The organism is Devosia polycyclovorans (assembly GCF_042181575.1).
GTDB lineage: Bacteria > Pseudomonadota > Alphaproteobacteria > Rhizobiales > Devosiaceae > Devosia > Devosia polycyclovorans.
The window spans coordinates 3,265,511-3,283,392 of record NZ_CP170082.1 but is presented as its reverse complement, the minus strand read 5'-3'; the positions used below and the strand labels follow the sequence as shown (position 1 = coordinate 3,283,392).

Annotated in this window: 15 protein-coding genes; 9 read left to right on the top strand and 6 right to left on the bottom strand. The window is 63.1% G+C overall.

The features are described from left to right. Positions 1-4: 4 nt before the first annotated feature. Complete coding sequence (locus ACE4RL_RS16365; protein WP_375598168.1) at positions 5-1,153, bottom strand: PA0069 family radical SAM protein; 1,149 nt, start codon at positions 1,151-1,153, stop codon at positions 5-7. Positions 1,154-1,519: 366 nt separating this feature from the next. Between ACE4RL_RS16365 and ACE4RL_RS16360 the strand changes: the two genes are divergently transcribed. After that, positions 1,520-3,004 carry an MDR family MFS transporter gene (locus tag ACE4RL_RS16360; RefSeq protein ID WP_375598167.1) on the top strand — a complete coding sequence of 495 codons (1,485 nt, stop codon included), beginning with the start codon at positions 1,520-1,522 and terminating at the stop codon, positions 3,002-3,004. Between the two features lie 50 nt (positions 3,005-3,054). Here the strand turns inward: ACE4RL_RS16360 and ACE4RL_RS16355 are convergent, their stop codons facing one another. After that, positions 3,055-3,957, bottom strand: coding sequence for a LysR substrate-binding domain-containing protein (locus ACE4RL_RS16355; RefSeq protein WP_375598166.1), 903 nt, complete (start codon positions 3,955-3,957; stop codon positions 3,055-3,057). Positions 3,958-4,057: 100 nt separating this feature from the next. On the opposite strand from ACE4RL_RS16355, the gene ACE4RL_RS16350 reads away from it, so the two are divergent. Beyond that, a complete protein-coding gene (locus tag ACE4RL_RS16350; RefSeq protein ID WP_375598165.1) occupies positions 4,058-4,564 on the top strand; it encodes a redoxin domain-containing protein in 507 nt (168 codons plus the stop codon). Then, positions 4,561-5,319, top strand: coding sequence for an SDR family oxidoreductase (locus tag ACE4RL_RS16345; RefSeq protein ID WP_375598164.1), 759 nt, complete (start codon positions 4,561-4,563; stop codon positions 5,317-5,319). Before ACE4RL_RS16350 ends, ACE4RL_RS16345 begins: the two co-directional genes overlap by 4 nt. Before the next feature lie 74 nt (positions 5,320-5,393). Here the strand turns inward: ACE4RL_RS16345 and moaB are convergent, their stop codons facing one another. From moaB to ACE4RL_RS16330, 3 genes are all read right to left on the bottom strand, one after another. Then, a complete protein-coding gene (gene moaB, locus ACE4RL_RS16340; protein ID WP_157291345.1) occupies positions 5,394-5,930 on the bottom strand; it encodes a molybdenum cofactor biosynthesis protein B in 537 nt (178 codons plus the stop codon). Continuing rightward, positions 5,908-7,233, bottom strand: a complete 1,326-nt coding sequence (locus ACE4RL_RS16335) for an MFS transporter (RefSeq protein ID WP_375598163.1) — start codon at positions 7,231-7,233, stop codon at positions 5,908-5,910. Before ACE4RL_RS16335 ends, moaB begins: the two co-directional genes overlap by 23 nt. Positions 7,234-7,322: 89 nt before the next feature. Next, the gene (locus ACE4RL_RS16330) at positions 7,323-8,135 is read right to left on the bottom strand and encodes a uracil-DNA glycosylase family protein (RefSeq protein ID WP_375598162.1); all 813 of its coding nucleotides are present in this window, start codon (positions 8,133-8,135) and stop codon (positions 7,323-7,325) included. A gap of 68 nt (positions 8,136-8,203) precedes the next feature. On the opposite strand from ACE4RL_RS16330, the gene ACE4RL_RS16325 reads away from it, so the two are divergent. The 4 genes from ACE4RL_RS16325 to ACE4RL_RS16310 all read left to right on the top strand — a co-directional run bounded on the left by ACE4RL_RS16325 (position 8,204) and on the right by ACE4RL_RS16310 (position 15,087). Next, positions 8,204-9,856, top strand: coding sequence for a 4Fe-4S dicluster domain-containing protein (locus tag ACE4RL_RS16325; protein ID WP_375598161.1), 1,653 nt, complete (start codon positions 8,204-8,206; stop codon positions 9,854-9,856). 97 nt (positions 9,857-9,953) lie between these two features. Then, on the top strand, positions 9,954-11,687 hold the full coding sequence (locus ACE4RL_RS16320) for a tetratricopeptide repeat protein (protein ID WP_375598160.1): 1,734 nt from the start codon (positions 9,954-9,956) through the stop codon (positions 11,685-11,687). Positions 11,688-11,693: 6 nt separating this feature from the next. Beyond that, entirely contained in the window at positions 11,694-12,575 is an 882-nt protein-coding gene (locus ACE4RL_RS16315; protein WP_375598159.1) for a 4-(cytidine 5'-diphospho)-2-C-methyl-D-erythritol kinase, read from the top strand. 145 nt (positions 12,576-12,720) lie between these two features. Next, positions 12,721-15,087: a S8 family peptidase gene (locus ACE4RL_RS16310; RefSeq protein ID WP_375598158.1), complete on the top strand. Its 2,367-nt coding sequence runs from the start codon at positions 12,721-12,723 to the stop codon at positions 15,085-15,087. Positions 15,088-15,090: 3 nt separating this feature from the next. Here the strand turns inward: ACE4RL_RS16310 and ACE4RL_RS16305 are convergent, their stop codons facing one another. Next, positions 15,091-16,110 (bottom strand): polyprenyl synthetase family protein, encoded by a 1,020-nt coding sequence (locus ACE4RL_RS16305; protein ID WP_375598157.1) that lies wholly within the window; start codon positions 16,108-16,110, stop codon positions 15,091-15,093. A gap of 149 nt (positions 16,111-16,259) precedes the next feature. Between ACE4RL_RS16305 and ACE4RL_RS16300 the strand changes: the two genes are divergently transcribed. Next, positions 16,260-16,985, top strand: a complete 726-nt coding sequence (locus tag ACE4RL_RS16300) for a tRNA1(Val) (adenine(37)-N6)-methyltransferase (RefSeq protein ID WP_375598156.1) — start codon at positions 16,260-16,262, stop codon at positions 16,983-16,985. 47 nt (positions 16,986-17,032) lie between these two features. Next, on the top strand, positions 17,033-17,878 hold the full coding sequence (locus tag ACE4RL_RS16295; protein ID WP_375598155.1) for a S49 family peptidase: 846 nt from the start codon (positions 17,033-17,035) through the stop codon (positions 17,876-17,878). Positions 17,879-17,882 lie beyond the last annotated feature (4 nt).

Genomic DNA, 17,882 nt, shown 5'->3' with positions numbered 1-17,882 from the left:
CGCCCTAGAACAGGCTCATTTGCGGGCTTTCCACTTTTGGGGCCTGGAACAGATCGGCCCGCAGCGGCGGCAGCTTGGCGTCGAGGCCATAGCGCTCGCGCGCCTTTTCGAAACGCTGCCGCAAGAGCGTTGCATAGGGGCCTTCGCCTACCATGCGCGTACCAAAGCGCGGGTCGTTGTCGCGCCCGCCGCGCGTGTCGCGAACCAGGGACAGCACATGGCGCACCCGGTCCGGAAAGTGCCGCAAAAGCCATTCGCGGAACACGTCGCGCACTTCTCCCGGCAGACGCAAGAGGATCATCTGCGCGCTGATTGCGCCCTGCGCCTTGCCGGCATCCAGGATGCGCTCAAGTTCCATGTCATTGATTGCCGGGATCATCGGGGACGCGAAGATGGCTGTCGGGACGCCGGCCTCCGAAAGCAGCCGAATGGCTTCCAGCCGCCGCGCTGGCGAGGACGCACGCGGCTCCATCTTGCGGCTCAGCTTGTGATCCATCGAGGTGACAGATAGCGCGACCTTGACCAGCCCCAGCTTTGCCAGTTCGGTCAGGATATCCAGATCGCGCACAATCAGCGCCGACTTGGTCGTGATCATCACCGGATGGCGGGTTTCCAGCATGACTTCGAGAATGCCGCGCGTGAGCTTATGCGTCCGTTCGGCGGGCTGGTAGGGGTCGGTATTGGTGCCCATGGCGATGGGCTTGGGACGATAGTTTTTTGCCGACAATTCGGCCCGCAGCGCCTCGACGGCATTGTTCTTCACATAGATATCGCGCTCGAAATCCACCCCGGCCGAATGCCCCAGATAGGCATGGGTCGGCCGTGCGAAGCAGTAGGAACAACCATGCTCGCAGCCGCGATAGGCATTGATCGAGCGCTCAAAACCGATGTCGGGGCTGTCATTGGTGGTGATGATGGATTTGGCGCGCTCGATATGCTCGATGGTTTCGAACAGCGGCAGTGGCTCCACACTCCCCCAGCCATCGTCAAAACTGTCGCGCTGATGCTTTTCGAACCGGCCCACGCGATTGCTCTGCGCGCCCCGGCCGCGAATGCGATCGGGCTGTACCAGCTCGCGCCGCGCCAGATCGGCGTCGCGGCTGCGGCTCAAACGCTCAAGGGCGTCAAAAGAGGGGGCCTGATAAAGGGCCATGGTTCTGTCTCCTGCCTCAATGCGGGAGGGGAATCGTCTCTCCCCCAACGCATGAGAATGCTATCAGGTTGAATAGAACAGAACAAGAACATCAAAGGTGCAGCATCGTCGCTGTGACAGATATCGGCATGACGGCCATGCGTTGCAAGACTTTACCGCGAACCGATCTGGGCGTAGGAAAACGCGCCCGAACCGACTCTATCTGCCTGACGCAAAACTGCCTCGCCATCGCTCGAACAGCGGCGCTGGCGCTGGGATTGTGTCGCTGCTGACAGCTGCTGTCACACGAATTTTGCAAGTCCGTGTCGAAAGCTGGCGGTCTCTGCCGTCGCATGGGCGATACAGATTTCCAAAGAGGGTACGACGATGACAATGCAAGCCACCATGGATGAAGCGGCCGAGATCGCGCCGCACCATCCCGACAATGCCGCCCGCAACAAACTGGTCATCGCCATCCTCCTGGTCTCGACCTTCGTGGTGTTTCTCAACGAGACCATTATGAGCGTCGCCATTCCGCATCTGATGGGTGATCTTGGAGTCACCGCCAGCGCGGCCCAGTGGCTGACGACGGCCTTTCTGCTGACGATGGCAGTGGTGATCCCGATCACCGGCTTCCTGCTGCAACGCCTCAACACGCGCCCGATCTTCTTGCTGGCTATCTCCATCTTCACGGCAGGCACGCTAGTCTGCGCGCTGTCTCCAGGGCTGGAACTGCTGGTCGCTGGCCGGGTCATCCAGGCTGTCGGCACCGCAATCATGATGCCGCTGCTGATGACCACGGTGATGACGCTGGTGCCCCCTGAGGCACGCGGCAAGACCATGGGCAACATCTCCATCGTCATGTCCGTGGCCCCGGCCATCGGTCCGACCATTGGCGGGTTCATCCTGAATAATTTCGACTGGCGCTTCATGTTCTATTTCACCCTGCCCATTGCCATTCTGGCTCTGGTGCTGGGTGCCACCCGCATCCGCAATGTCTCGACCCCGCGTTATGCGCCGCTCGACTATCTTTCGGTCGTGCTCTCGGCACTGGCCTTTGGCGGGCTGGTCTATGGCCTTTCAGGCTTCGGCGAGAGCTTTGCCCATCCCGAACAAGCCACGGCCGTTCCGCTCTGGTTGCCGATCGCCATCGGCGTTGTGGCCATGGCGCTGTTCGTGTGGCGCCAGCTGGGCCTGCAGGCCGAGAACAAGGCGCTACTTGACCTGCGGGTCTTCCAGTCGCGCAACTACACCGTTTCGGTCTCGATGATGTTTGTCGCCATGATGACGCTGTTCGGCTCGATCATCCTGCTGCCGATCTACACGCAGAACGTGGTGGGCCTGGATACGCTGCAGACGGGGCTACTGCTGTTGCCCGGTGGGCTGATCATGGGCTTGCTCGGTCCGGTGGTGGGGCGCCTCTATGACCGGGTCGGGCCGACCGTGCTGGCTGTGCCCGGCGCCATCCTGGTCTCCGCCGTACTCTGGGCCCTGACCATGGTAGGGCAGGACACCTCGCCTTGGGCGCTGCTGGCAGGACATATGGTGCTGAGCGTGGGCCTGGCCCTGATCTTTACGCCGGTCTTCACCTCGTCCATGGGCTCGGTGCGCATGGAACTCTACTCGCACGCGTCGGCCGTGCTGGGCTCTATCCAGCAATTGGCAGGCGCGGCGGGCATTGCCCTGTTCATCGCGCTCATGACCATCCGCACCGCGGCGCTGGCGGCAGAAGGCGTGGATCCGGTCGAGGCTCTTGCCGGGGGCATTCGCGCGGCCTTCCTCGTCGGTGCGATCATCTCGCTCTTTGCGATCCTGGCGGCCTTTTTCATCCGCAAGCCGGAAGGCGGGGTGCCCGAGCAAGGCGGCCACTGACGCGAACCACACATGAAAAAAGGGCGCCGGATCGCTCCGGCACCCTTTCCTTATGGGCCCGCCCCCAGCGCCTGCTTCAGAAAGTCTATGACCACCCGGACACGCCGGGGCTGATAGGGCCGCGATGGATAGACCAGCCACGCAGCGTTCTCCCCGATCGAAGGAGAAAGCCTGTCATTGGGAAGCAGCGCAATGAGCTGGTTCATCCGGATATCGTCATCGACCAGCCAGTCGGCCAGAAGCGCAATACCGGCCCCGTCGAGGCAGGCGCGCCGCAGCGCCAGGGGCGAACTGATCGACATTGCGGGTTCGACCATGAAAGGGTCCGCCGGCCTCCCCTCGCCAAGTCGGAACCACCGCTCGCCCATGCCTGGGAGGGCATAGGCAAGGCAGGCGAACCTCTTGAGGTCGCTAAGGGTCTCCGGCGTGCCATGTCGCGCCGCAAATGCTGGCGAGCAACAAAGGATATAGCTTGTACCATGCAGGCGGGCCGCCACGACATCACCCGACACATGCGGGGCGTGCCTGAGGGCTAGGTCGATCCCTTCCGATACCAGGTCCTGCTGGGTCTCGGTGAGGACAAGCTCGAGCTTGAGCTCGGGATGCCTTTCCTGCATTCGCCACAATAGCGGCACAACCCGTCTTTCGCCATAGGCCACCGATGCCGAAAGCCGAACTTTACCCCGCACCTTGTTGGCCGCTTCACCCACGCAGTCCCGAAGCGCCTCCATTTCGGTCAGGATATGGCGCGCATGCACCAGCACATTGGCACCGGTTTCAGTCAGCGACAGATGCCGCGTATTGCGCTCGAACAACCGTCCGCCCAGCTGCCTTTCGAGCGCGGCAATCTGGCGCGAGACCGTTGATGGGTCAGTTTGATGCCTGTCGGCGGCAGCGGCAAAGCTGCCCGCATCGGCAGCACTCACCAGCAATTCGAGCAGACTGAGCTTCATTGATGCAGCTTCGGAATGAGTGAGTGGGTATTGCGTCCATTTTTCCAGATTTTTGCACGCGCTACCAGAGCGCTTGTGAACATCTGGAGTACGCAAGACGATGCCTTCCATCGAGCCCGGCGGTGCCTTTCCGCCAATATCCCTGACCCTGCTGACAGGGGAGGACATGACCTTCGGCGCTGGTCACTGGCACCTCCTCGTCATCTATCGCGGCGCGCATTGCCCGATGTGCAGGGCATACCTCACCGCGGCTGAAGCCCTTCGCCCGCGCTTTGCCGCGGCCGGTTTTAATCTGGTGCTGGCATCGGCAGACAGTGCGGAGCGCACACGGCCGCTGCTGAGCGAAACGGGCTATAATGGACCGGTAGCCGCGGGGCTGTCCGTTGACCAGATGCGAGAGCTTGGGGTCCACAAGACCCCGGCTGGCGATACAGGCGCTGCCGGCCCCTTTGCCGAACCGGCGGCCTTTGCGGTGGATGCGGAGGGTCGCTTGCACCTGGTCCAGATCGGCAACGCCCCTTATGCCCGGCCCGATCTTGAGGCCTTGCTGGCTGGCCTCACTTACGACCGGGACAATGCCATCCAGCCTCGGGGTGGCGCACGATGAGCTTCGATATGCGACTTGCCTTGGCGGGAAAACGCGTCGTGATCACCGGCGCCAATCGTGGCATTGGTGCCGCGATCGTGGATCTGTTCGCCCGGAACGGCGCGCATCTAGCCATGGTGAACCGGCGGCCTGCCGCTCCGTCCGGCAATGCGGGGGTCGTCGAGGTGCTCTGCGACCTCGCCGATTGGTCGGCAGTACCGGTCGCCATTGGCGCGGTTAGGGCGGAACTGGGTGGGATAGATATTCTCATCAACAATGCGGGGACTATCGAGCCCATAGCAAGGGTCGAAGACAGTGATCCGGCCGCCTGGGCAAGCGTTGTGCAAACCAATCTGGTGGGCGCATTTGCGGTTGCGCATGCGGTGCTGCCCGCGATGCTGGAGGCGGGCGGCGGCACCATCGTCAATGTCAGCTCCGGCGCGGCCATTGCCCCGCTGGAGGGTTGGAGCCACTACTGTGCCAGCAAGGCGGGTTTGCGCGCCCTGACTGCGTGCCTCGATCTGGAGCTGCGTGCCAAGGGCATTCGTGCTTTGGGTATCAGTCCCGGTACCGTGGCCACGGATATGCAAGGGGCCATTCGGCGCTCGGGCCTCAACCCTGTCAGTCGCCTGGACCCCAACGTCCACATCGCGCCGCTTTGGGTGGCGCAAGCGATCGCGTGGCTGTCGACGCCGGAGGCAGACCGTTTCCTGGGAACGGACTTTTCACTCAAGACCGAAGAGGGGCGCAGACTGGCCGGCTTGCCGCACAGCTGAGTGTCGCGCAGCTAGCGACGCGAGCTGGCGGGACAAATGCCGCCAGCTCGGTTTGGCTTTAGTTGGGCCGCGACTTACCGCTCGTCGAGCCGCGGCATCAGCTCGACGAAATTGCACGGCTTGTGCCGGTAGTCGAGCTGGTGAGTGAGAATGCCTTCCCAGGCGTCGCGGCAGGCGCCGCGCGACCCAGGCAGGCAGAAGACGAATGTGGTGCCGATCAGCCCCGCCGTGGCACGCGATTGCAGCGAAGATGTACCCACGGTGGTCGCCGAATATTGGTGGAACAGCACCGAAAAGCCTTCCATGCGCTTGTCGAACAGCGGCTCGACAGCTTCCGGGGTGATGTCGCGCCCGGAAAATCCGGTCCCGCCGGTGGTCAGGATCACATCGACCTTGGGGTTGGCGACATAGGCCTGCACGGCGGCGCGCAGGAGCTGGATTTCGTCTCGCACCACCTGCCGTTCGAAGCAGTGATGCCCGTCGGCTTCCAGCAGGGACTTGAGCAGCGCTCCGCCAGTATCGGTCTCCAGCGTCCGCGTGTCGGAGACGGCAATGACGGCGATGGAAAGTGGCTTGAAGGCCCGGTCCTCAAACTTTTCCGTTCTGAACATCGCCATCATCCTCCAGCGTCTCGATCAATTCCTCGGGCACCGGATCTTCACCGGCCGGCACGAACTCGTCGGCTTCACTATCAGCACGCGGGTCCAGAACAAAGGTCTCGGGTGTCACCTGCTTGTCGCTCATCGCCTGGAACGGCGCGCGCTCGGCAGCGTCCACACTCTTGCGCACCCGCATCCGCAGATAGGCGGCGCCCGCCAATGCCCCGTGGAACGTTGCTGTAACCAAGAACAGGCCCACCGGATTCCAGGCGCCCATGATCAGCGAAGCAACGGCGGGGCCGATAGCCAGGCCAACGCCCAGGATCAGCAGCATGCCCCCGGCAATCTTGGCAAAATCGCCGTCGCGGGCAAAGTCGTTGGCATGGGCCACGGCGACCGCATAGATGGGGTTTGCGGCAAAGCCATAAGCGGCAAACAGAACATACATGCCCCAGCCAGCGCCGGGATTGATCAGCACAATCAGCGCGCCCACCACGGCTGCAAAACCGGACAGGCCAATCAGCACCAGCCGGCGGTCGATGCGGTCGGACAGGCGCCCGAACGGCACTTGCGCCACCGCACCCAGAATCGCCGCCACTGAGAACAGCAGGGCGATGCCGCCGGCATCCAGCCCCCGTTGATAGCCATAGACCGGCGCCAGCGTGCCGAAGGCGCCATTGGCCATGCCGACCGAAAAGGCCGCGATCGCAGCGACAGGCGAGGTGCGATAGAGTAGGCCAATATCCACCCGCGCCGATTGCAGCGGCTTGGGTTGCGGGCTGGAGGTGAGGGCCGTGGGCAGGACCGCGCAGATGAAGCTGATCGCGCCGATGACGAAGGGTATGTAGCCCGCCGTACCGGTAACCGACATGGCAATCTGCCCCAGGGTTGAGGCTGCCATGTTAATGCTCACATAGATCGAGAAGATCGTGCCGCGGTTGCGATTGTCGGTCACTTCATTGAGCCAGCTTTCAACGATCATCGCCGCGCCGGCAAAGCAGAAGCCGGAAAGCGCCCGCAGCACGATCCAGCTAAAATCGTTGATCCAGAGCAGGTTGAGCAGGATCGTGATCGTGCCGATGGCTGCCATCACCGAAAAGGCGCGGATATGCCCTACCTTGCGCACGACCAGCGGCACCGTCAGTGAGCCGGCGACAAAGCCGATCGACCAACCCGTGCCGATCAGGCCCAATGCCAGTAGCGAAAAACCTTCTTCAGCGCCGCGAACCGACAGCAGAAGCCCTTGCAGGCCACCACCGAACATAAGCAGAGCCGACCCCAGGAACAGGGCATAAATCTTGATGACGGAAGCCATGACGCAGATTGGCCTTCGGTAGAGCGTTGCAAATCACACGAACGCGACCATAGCGCGTTAAGTTGCGCTGGATAGCCTTCAATTGGGCATCAAGCGAGCCCTAATTCGTCCACGCGCTGGCGGAAGCTCAAGAGATCGCGCCAGGCCTGCTGCTTGGCCGGTGGATTGCGCAACAGATAAGCCGGGTGCAGCGTCGGCAGAGCAGGGACGGTGTGATTGCCAATGGCAACGTCCTGCCATTTGCCGCGCATTTTGATGATGCCGCTCGTGGTCTTGAACACGGTCTGCATGGCTGGCCCACCCAGCGTCATCACCAATTTGGGCGCGACCAGTTCCACCTGACGGTTGAGGAATGGCAGGCACAGTTCCATTTCCTCAGGTGTTGGTGTGCGATTACCCGGCGGACGCCAGGGGACGGTGTTCACGATATAGACGGATGTGCGGTCGAGGCCGATGGCGGCCAGCATGCGATCGAGCAATTGTCCTGATCGACCCACGAAGGGCTTGCCCTGCCGGTCCTCCTCGGCCCCGGGAGCCTCGCCGATCAGCATGATTTTGGCTTCCGGATTGCCGTCGGCAAACACCAATTGCGTTGCCCGGAACTTGAGACCACAGCCATCGTAGCGCTCAAGCACATTGCGCAGAGCATCCAGGGATTGGGCGGAAGCCGCCAGCTGTCGGGCTTCGCTGGGGTCGCCGCCGATCGGGCCAGGGGCCGGCGACGGGCTGACTGCACCCTGGCTGGGCTGTGCGGCGCGCGGCGGTAATGTAGCGGCTGCCGGTGGCTTCTGGGCAAAGCGGTCAACTGGCTCATCGACCACGGCCATATCCACCCCAGCAGCCCGATACCAATCGAGCACCGAGAGCAGTTCGGCATTGTTGAGCGGTCGATCTTGAGACATTGGGCCCGTTATGTCACACCCCGTTGCAGGCGACCAGTCGCACACCAAGCCCCAGAGGTGCATTTCCAATGGCAGAAGCCGGCAACCGCGAAACGCTTCCGACTGACGTGCTGATTGTCGGGGCGGGCCCGTCTGGCCTGGCGGCTGCCATAAGGCTCAAACAGCGGCATCCCGAACTTGCCGTGACCGTGGTGGAAAAGGCCGCTGAGGTCGGAGGACACATACTTTCTGGCGCCGTGATGGACCCGGTGGGTCTGGATGCTCTGATCCCTGACTGGCGACTCAAGGGTGCGCCGGTGGGTCCTGATGTAACCAAGGACACCTATCACTTCCTGACCGGTTCGGGCGATTTCGCCTTTCCTCACATGCTGGTCCCGCCGCAAATGCGGACCAAGGACGGCATCATTGTCAGCCTGGGCGACCTGGTGCGCTGGCTGGGTGAACAGGCCACCGAACTGGGTGTCGATATCTTCCCCATGACCGCTGCGGTCGACGTGCTGCGGACCGGCGATGGTCCGGTGCGCGGCATCATCACTGGCGACCTCGGCCTTGATGCTGCTGGCAACCCCAAGCCCGGCCACGCCGAAGGCATTGCGCTGGAAGCCAAATATACTCTCATCGCCGAAGGCGCGCGCGGCTCGCTGGCCAAGCAGATAATTGGCGCGTTCGCGCTGGACCGGAATGCGAGCCCGCAGAAATTCGGCCTGGGCATCAAGGAAATCTGGGAAATCCCGGCAGACCGCCACCAGCTGGGCCGGGTCGACCATTATCTCGGCTTCCCGCTCGACAATGCCACCAGTGGCGGCGGCTTCGCCTATCACGCTCAGGACAACAAGCTCTATCTCGGGCTGGTCGTACATCTCGACTATGCCGATCCCACACTGTCGCCTTTTGGTGAATTCCAGCGCTTCAAGACACACCCCTCCATTGCCCGCCTGCTCGAAGGGGCCACGCGCATCAGCTATGGCGCACGCGCGCTGACGGCTGGTGGATTGCAGGCCATACCGGATCTGGCCTTTGAAGGGGGCGGGCTGATCGGCTGCGCCGCCGGTTTCATGAATGCGCCGCGCCTCAAGGCCATTCACAATGCCATACTCTCAGGTATCGGTGCCGCCGATGCGGTCGGCGACGCCATCGCCGCAGGCCGCCAGCATGATCGGATCGCCGATCTGGGCCACCACGTCCTCTCGACCGGTATCGAGAAGGAATTGGCCGGCGTGCGCAACCTCAAGCCGCTCTGGAGCCGGTTCGGCACGCTGTTCGGAGCGTGTCTTGGCGGTCTCGACATGTGGTGGCAGACCATCCTCCGCTTCTCGCCCTTCGGGACGTTGCGCTGGGACACGCCTGATTCGGGCAAGCTCAAGACAATCGACCATGCGACCCCGCGCGAATATGCCAGGCCCGATGGCAAAACCACCTTCGATCGCTCATCTTCGGTGTTCCTTGCCAATCTGGCGCATGACGAAGACCAGCCGGTCCACCTCAAGCTGGCTGATCCCACCATTCCAGTGCGCGAAAACCTGCCACGCTATGGTGAGCCGGCGCCGCTCTATTGTCCTGCCGGGGTTTATGAAATGACCGAAGACCATGGCGCCCCGGTGTTCCGCATCCACGCGGCCAATTGCGTGCACTGCAAGACCTGCGACATCAAGGACCCTGCGCGCAACATCACCTGGGTGCCGCCCGAAGGGGGCAGCGGGCCCAACTACAGCGGAATGTGACAGTGCGAAACCGGCACTGCCCTTGCGGCGCAGTCGCAAAACGGACAATCTTTGCGCCCAAACGCTGCCGTTATCGGCATAGGGAGAATTTGAGCACGTGACCCTGCTTTCCAATCGACCGGCATGGCGCCTGGCTTTGGCTGCTATGCTTGCCCTGATGGCCACCCCGTTGGCCGCCCAGAGCGAGGCCACCCTGGGGCTGCGCCAGGCTGCTCAGGATATGCTCAAACTGTTCCGTCCCAGTGTTACCGGCTCCTACATGGCAGGTCAGGCGGCGCTCAAGGATCTGCGCACGGACGAAGCAGCGCGCTACTTCTCCGATGCTGCACAAGCCGATTGGGATAATCCGATACTGGTCGAGCGCGCCTTTGCAGCACTGGCCGCCGACGGACAGATCGGCAAGGCATCCTCCACCGCCCGCCGCATGCTCGAACTCGACCCGGCCAATGAACTGGCCGAGCTGGTCGTGGCCTCTGAGGCACTCAAGGAGCGTCGCTATGGCGCTGTCGTGCGTCAGTTGGGCCGGATTTCGCAGGATAGCTTCAGCGGCATCACAGCAGGCATTCTGCGCGCCTGGGCCATGGTCGGCGACAATCGGGGCGACGAAGCGCAGGCGCTCATGGAAGCGCTCGGCGTCAACGGGCTCGATGACTTCCTGGTGTTCCATCGCGCCCTGATGGCTGAAGCGGCAGGGGATACCGAATTGGCGCTGGAACTGGCCGCACGCGCCTTCGAGGCAGAGCCCTATGTGGCCCGCATGGCTGAGGTTTATGCCCGCATGCTCGCCAATGCCGGCCGCTTCGATGAGGCACGTGACGTGCTCGATGCCTTTGAGGCCGAAGGCCTGACCCATCCCATCATCGCCATTGTCCGTGAATCGGTCGAGGCCAGGCGGCGCCCCGGTGTCTTTGCCGCCAATGTGCAAATCGGCGCGGCCGAAATGTTCCATGGCATCGGCGTCGCCCTCTCGCGCGACGGGAGCGCCGATCTGGCCCTGGTCTTCCTGCGTCTGGGCATCTATCTCGATCCGGGTGCGGATGTGATCTCACTGGCTTCGGGACAATTGCTCGATATCGCCGGTCAGCACGAGGCCGCCAACCGGATTTATGATGCCATCCCCGCCAATTCGCCCATGAAACCCATGGCCGTGGTTCGTGTGGCACAGAATCTCGATGCAACAGGTAACCGTGCCGAGGCCATCCGGCGGCTCCGCAATATTGTCGCGACCAGCCCCGGCGATCTCGACGCCGTCTCGGTCCTCGGCGATCTGCTGCGCTATGACGAGGACTATTTGGCGGCTGCCGAAGCCTATGGCAAGGCACTCGAAATTACGGGCGGCGAACGGCCTTCGGATTGGCGCTTCTACTATGTCCGGGGCATTGCGTATGAACGCGCCAAAGAGTGGCCAAAGGCCGAGGCAGACTTCCTCAAGGCGCTTGAGCTCAATCCCGATCAGCCGCAGGTACTCAACTATCTCGGCTATAGCTGGATCGACCAGGACATGCATCTCGAACGTGCGCTCGAGATGATCGAGACCGCGGTCGCCGCCCAGCCGCAGGATGGCTACATCATCGACTCGCTCGGCTGGGCCTTCTACAAGCTCGACCGCATGGAAGAAGCTGTGGAAACGCTCGAGCGCGCCGTGATGCTGCTGCCCGATGACCCGGAGATCAACGATCATCTGGGCGATGCCTATTGGAAAGTCGGGCGCAAGCTCGAAGCCCGTTTCCAGTGGAATATCGCCCGCTCGGTCGACGAGGCCGGAAATGTGGCCGAACGGGTCGGGCCCAAGCTGGCCGAGGGGCTCACGCCCGCCACAGAAACCCAATAATCCCCAGTGCTGGAGACTATCGTTCAGCAGGCGCCGGCCAAGATCAATCTGGCGCTGCACGTCACGCGCCGGCGCGAGGACGGCTATCACGATCTCGAAAGCCTGGTCGTTTTCGCCGACGTTTTCGATGAACTCGAAGCGCGTCCTGCAGCGGAGGACAGTCTCGCCATTTCCGGTCCGTTTTCGCCCGGTCTGGGGACAGGGCCAAACAATCTGGTGTTGCGCGCGGTGGCCGCTTTCCGCGCCCGCTGGCCGGAATTGTCGCCCCCCGGGCTGGATCTGCATCTGGTCAAGAACCTGCCGGTAGCCGCAGGCATCGGCGGCGGTTCGGCCGACGCAGCGGCGGCCCTGCGGATCCTCGCTGGCATGTCTCCCGAGCCGATCCCGGTCGCCGAGCTTGCTGATCTCGCCGCGACCCTGGGTGCCGATGTGCCGGCCTGCCTGCTGTCGCGCCCGCTGGTGGCACGGGGCGTGGGGGAGATTCTGTCGCCCCTGCCGGAGTTTCCGGTGCTTTTCCTGACCCTGGTCAATCCGGGCGTCGCGGTGGCCACCGCCGACGTCTTCCGTCGCCTGCGCGCGCATGACAATTACCCGCTGCCGGCCCTGCCAGAACCGCTGACGCGCCCCGCTCAATTGGGCCTCTGGCTCAATGAGACGCGCAACGATCTGCAGCCTCCAGCCGTCAAGCTGGTGCCCGAAATTGGGGTCCTGGTCGAAGAACTGGCGGAAACCGCCGGGTGCATGCTCGCCCGGATGTCCGGTTCGGGTGCCACCGTGTTCGGCCTGTTCGGTTCCGAAGGCCAGGCCCATGAGGCGGCCAACCATGTCCGGCGGCAATATCCCGATTATTGGGCCGCCGCTGCCGCCGTATCCCTTCCGGCCGTTTGACCCTCGTCTAAGCAAAAGTGATTGCGGATGGGGCGATATCCAGTTCTGGGAGCTCCCGGCTTGTGCTACTAAGTCTCCAGGGGGAATCTAATCGAGAATTCGCAGACGGTTGTCGGCGGAGCTTACTTTTCGGATCCCGTCAGCATTGCCTTTCCAGACCCTGCTCAAATTCACCGCTGCCTCCAGCTTTGCTATCGCATTGGCCGCCTGCTCTGGAGGCGGATCGTCTTCGTCCAGCGGCGGTTCGAGCGGGGGCAGTTCGGCGGGCGGTGGCGGCTCGGGCAGCAGCGCGTCCAGCTCTGTTCCGGGCTATTTCTTCACGCCAGCGCCCAGCGCGGCCTGGGGCGCTCGCAGCGTCACTTTCAATGTCGCGCAGGCCGCCGCCTTTGCTGCCTCGGCCGAATTCCGGGCCAGCGATGCAAGCTGCGCTACGGTCGGATGTGGCGTCACGCCAACGGGCACCCAGTCGGCGGCCTTTTTGCTGCATGGCGTCAACTGGGCCCATTCGGCAGGACTGACTGGCGCAGGCAAAACCATTGCCATCATCGATGATGGTTTTCGGCTGACCCACCGGGAGTTGTCCGGCAAGAACATCAGCCAAACCGGAGTGTTCACCAGCCAGGGTCACGGAACCTTTGTGGCTTCGCTGGCCGCGGGCAAGAAGGACGGGATCGGTATACATGGCGTGGCGCCCGGTGCCAGTCTGCATCTGTCATCGTTCGCGCCCTCCGGCTCCGGATTCGACATCGCCAATATCACGGCCGGCACTCTTGCCGCTGCAAGCCTGAATGCAGTCGCACAGAACAATTCGTGGGGGTTCGAAGTCTCGTCACTGACCTTGGACACTTACCTCAAGAACAACCCCGGCGCCACAACCGCCCAGGGGCTCAACGCTGTGCTCAGGAGCGAGGGATCGGACAAGTGGCAGAGCTATATCAACGCGTTGGACACTTTCCAGAATACCGGCGTTGTCGTCTGGGCCCTTTCCAACAATGACAGCCTGACTTCAGGCGACGTTATGGCTGCGCTGCCTCATTTCGAATCCCGCCTGGCCGAGGCCTGGATCGCGGCGGCCAATGGCTATTTCGAGGTCAATGGCAGCGGCGACATCACTCGGGCGGTGCGCCTGTCTGCCGCCTGTGGTCTGGCCGCCAGGTTCTGCCTTGCCGGCGATGGTATCACCACTGGCGCCTGGAATGGCAGCGATAGCGCCTATGGGAGCAGCTTTGGCACTTCATTTGTCGCGCCGCAGGTGGCTGGCGCCGTGGCGCTGCTGGCCGAGGCTTTTCCCGACATGACGCCGTCCGAATGGGCGCAGCGCTTGTTGGCCAGTGCGGACAATTCCTGGTTTGCCACCCAAGGCGTGCCGGTGGCCGGCATTATAGACTATGGCAATGGCGCGTCTCACGCCTATTCCACCGAGTGGGGGCATGGCGTGATGGATATTCGTGCCGCGCTGAGCCCGATCGGTTCGGTCTCGGTGCTCAATGGGGCCAGCGTCGCCAGCGCGGAGCGCCACAGCCTTGTCGACAGCGTCATCGTGGCGCCTTCGAGCTTTGGTGATTCACTCAATCGCGCGCTCGCCCCGCAGCCGCTAGCCGTGTTCGACGCCCTTAACCGGGCCTATAGTGTGTCATCCGCCAGTGCCGTCGAGAACGCTCCCGTAACCGTGCTGCCGCGCCTGCCCGGCCAAGCCAGCATCGACCAGGGCCAGGACGGACTCAATCTCTTCCATACCGGCGACCTTGCCGGTGCCGTCACTGGATTTTCCGGTGCCGGGGGGCAGGCGTCGGTGCTGTCGATGGCCGGCGAAAGCCTTCTTGTGGCCTCCATTGCGCCGGTCGGTTCGGTCGGCGAGTTGACGGCCTATGGCTTTGCCTCCGAACACGGCGCGGTGGACAATGGCGCGCTGGCCGGCACCGGCATGACCCTTTCCCTGCCGCTCGGCAGCGGGCAGGTTCGGCTCGGCGCTACGCTGGCCGGGGAGCAGGGTGCAGTGATGGGGCTCGATGGCGGCACGGCCTTCGATTTCGGTTCTGGCAGCGCCATCGGCGCGGTGAACCTGGGGTTGGAGCAGCCACTGGCGCCAGGCGTGTCGCTGTTCGGCAGGTTCGAATATGGCGCCGCTGCGCGTCAGGGCGGTGGCGAGGGTCTTGTTTCGGATCTGTCCGGGCTGACCTTTACGGGCATGGAAATCGGCGCCAGCTTCACCGATGCACTAGCAGCGGGCGACCGCCTGACCCTTTCAGTGTCCCAGCCGCTGCGCATCGAAACCGGCACTGTCGAACTGACCCGGCCGGTGGCGCGCCTGGCCGATGGCAGCATCGTCAACCAGACCTCCAGCGCCGAACTGGCGTCCTCAGGGCGGCAGATCGATGTGGGGCTGTCCTATCAGGCCAGCCTGCCGAACCAGGCGTCGCTGAGCATAGGATTAAAACACGCAGTCAGCGCCGGTCATGTCGCCGGGCAGAGCGGCTCGGGGCTGATGTTCGGCTACCGCCAGGACTTCTAGCGCCTAGCTCGCGCGGCTGACCGAGTGGACCACGACATCGGCGAGAATGGTTTTCATCTCGCTCTCGGGCAGGGCCGACAGAGCCTCGATGGCGGCCTTGGCATGCGCCTGGGCCTTGTCCAGTGTCTTCTTCAGCGTCTCGTAGCGATTGAAGATGGCCACCACCTGATGCACTTCGAGATCAGTCGTTTCTGCATTGCCAAGTGCTGAAGCGATCAGGTTGCGCTCGCTCTCTGTGGCGGCCTTGAGAGCGAGGATGACCGGCAGCGTCATCTTCCCCTCGCGTAGATCGTCCCCGACATTCTTGCCCAGCGTGCCGGACTGCCCGCCATAATCGAGAGCATCGTCGACCAGTTGGAAAGCATTGCCCAGTTCAAGACCATAAAGCGCGAGCGCCTTGCGGCCGGCGTCGTCTGCGCCGCCCGACATGGCCCCCACCTCGCAGGCGGCCTTGAACAGCACAGCGGTCTTGGCGCGGATCACTTCGGCATAGTCGGCTTCCGTCGTGTCTAGGTCACCGGTCTTGGCGAGCTGGAACACCTCACCCTCTGCCATAACGGCAGAGGCGGAGGACAGGACGCCCAGAGCATCGATATCGCCGGTCTCGACCATCATCATAAAGGCCTGGCCGAGTAGGAAATCACCCACCAGGATCGAGGCCTTGTTACCCCAGACCATGTGGGCCGCAGGCTTGCCGCGCCGCAAATCGCTGTCGTCCACCACATCGTCATGCAGCAGCGTCGCATTGTGCATGAATTCGACGGCGGCTGCGAAATTGATGGCGCTGCCTTTGCCCTGGCCGAACAGAATGGAAGCGGCCACAGTCAGCATCGGCCGCAGGCGTTTGCCTCCACTATCGATCAGGTAGCGGGCCAACTCTGGCACCATATCGACATGGCTCTCGGCGCGCTCGAGAATGAGAGCATTGACGCGCGCCATGTCCTCCGCAGTGGCGGCCATCAGCCGTTCCACCGGGTTCATCTCTGGCTTGCGATTGATTTGGGGCAGAACTGACACCGCCATAAAGTCCTTGTTGCCATAATGGGCAAATCGGGTTGAGACCGTCGTGCCGAGCCATATATGGTTCTGGCAAAACCAGCCTTCCGGGTGCGATGTCCCTAGACCAGCCTACCCAGTTTGTAAAACATCAAACCATAACGCGCGACGCCTTTTTGGGTGGGCGGCTCACTCTGTCGCAGCCAAAATCGGGTTTCCGTGCCGGGCTCGACAGCGTCCTGCTCGCGGCAGCGGTGCGCGAAGGAACAGAGAATCTCCTGGATCTCGGCGCCGGCGTGGGAACGGCCGGGCTCTGTGCCCTGACGATGGGACGCGCGGCCAGAGCACAATTGGTTGAACGGGACACCGCGACTTTGGCCCTGGCGCGGGACAATATTGCCGGCAATGGCCTGAGCGGCAGGGCCGAAGTTCTGCCGCTCGATATTCTCGCCAAAGGCGCAGAACGGCGCGCTGCGGGACTTGTGGACAACGCCTTTGATGGCGTGATCGCCAATCCGCCCTTCTTCGGGGCAGGGCAGGGCACACAGGCGCCGGATGCGGCCAGGGCCGATGCCCGGCATATGGACATGGCACAACTCGAAACCTGGGTGAAATGCGCCGCTTCGGCAGCAAGCGCGGGCGGCACGGCAATCTTCATCTATCCCGCCGAAGGATTGATCGCGCTGCTAGCGGCCTTCGATCGTCGCTTTGGCAATCTCACCATATTGCCCCTTGTCCCGCGGCCCGGGGCACCCGCGACCCGAATCCTCGTGCGCGGCATCAAAGGATCGCGGGCGCCGCTGACGCTGTTGCCTGCTCGGGCCCTTCATGGCGCCGAGGGAAATGGTTTTGCCGCGGAGTTCGACGCCATTTTGCGCGGAGTCAGCGTACTGGACTGGTAATACGCGCCGGGCCTGCCTAAGTGTCCTGAAAATCCAACGGAGTGGACATGTCCGAAACACCTGCAGGCATCAAGCGCAACTGGCTCAGCCGTCTGGTCCGCCGCCCGCCGGTGGTGCCGGTCGTGCGCCTGCAAGGTGTCATCGCCGCAGAGCAGCGTCCCGGCCGTCTGAACATAGCAACGGTCGAACCGCTTCTGGCCAAGGCCTTCACCATGAAGTCGGCGCCGGCTGTCGCCGTTGTCATCAACTCGCCCGGGGGCTCGCCGGTGCAGAGCCGGCTGATCTCCAAACGCATTCGCGACCTGGCCGATGAGCACAACAAGTCCGTTCTGGTCTTTGTGGAAGATGCAGCAGCCTCAGGCGGTTATTTCATTGCCGTGGCCGGGGACGAGATTTTCGTTGATCCGTCCTCGATTGTTGGCTCCATCGGCGTGATCATGGCCACGTTCGGCTTCGTCGGCGCCATTGACAAGCTCGGCATCGAGCGCCGCGTGCACACGGCTGGCCGCAACAAATCCACCCTCGACCCGTTCCTGCCCGAAAAGGCCGAGGATGTGGAGCGTATCAAGCGCTTCGAGCTCGATATTCATCAGGTCTTCATCGACCATGTGAAGGCCGGGCGTGGCGGCCGGCTCAAGGCCGATGATGACACCCTGTTTACCGGCGAGTGGTGGACCGGCCTGCGTGGCGTCGAACTGGGCCTTGCCGATGCTGTTGGCGATCTGCATGCCGTGCTGCGGCAGCGCTTCGGCTCCGAAGTGGTGCTCAAGCCCATCGCGCCGCGCCGCCCCTTCTTTGCGTTGCCCCGGCTGGGATTTTCCGCGCAGGGCATGCTAGACGAAGTCGCAATGTCTCTTGAGGATCGCGCCTGGTGGGCGCGGATCGGTCTTTAGGTCC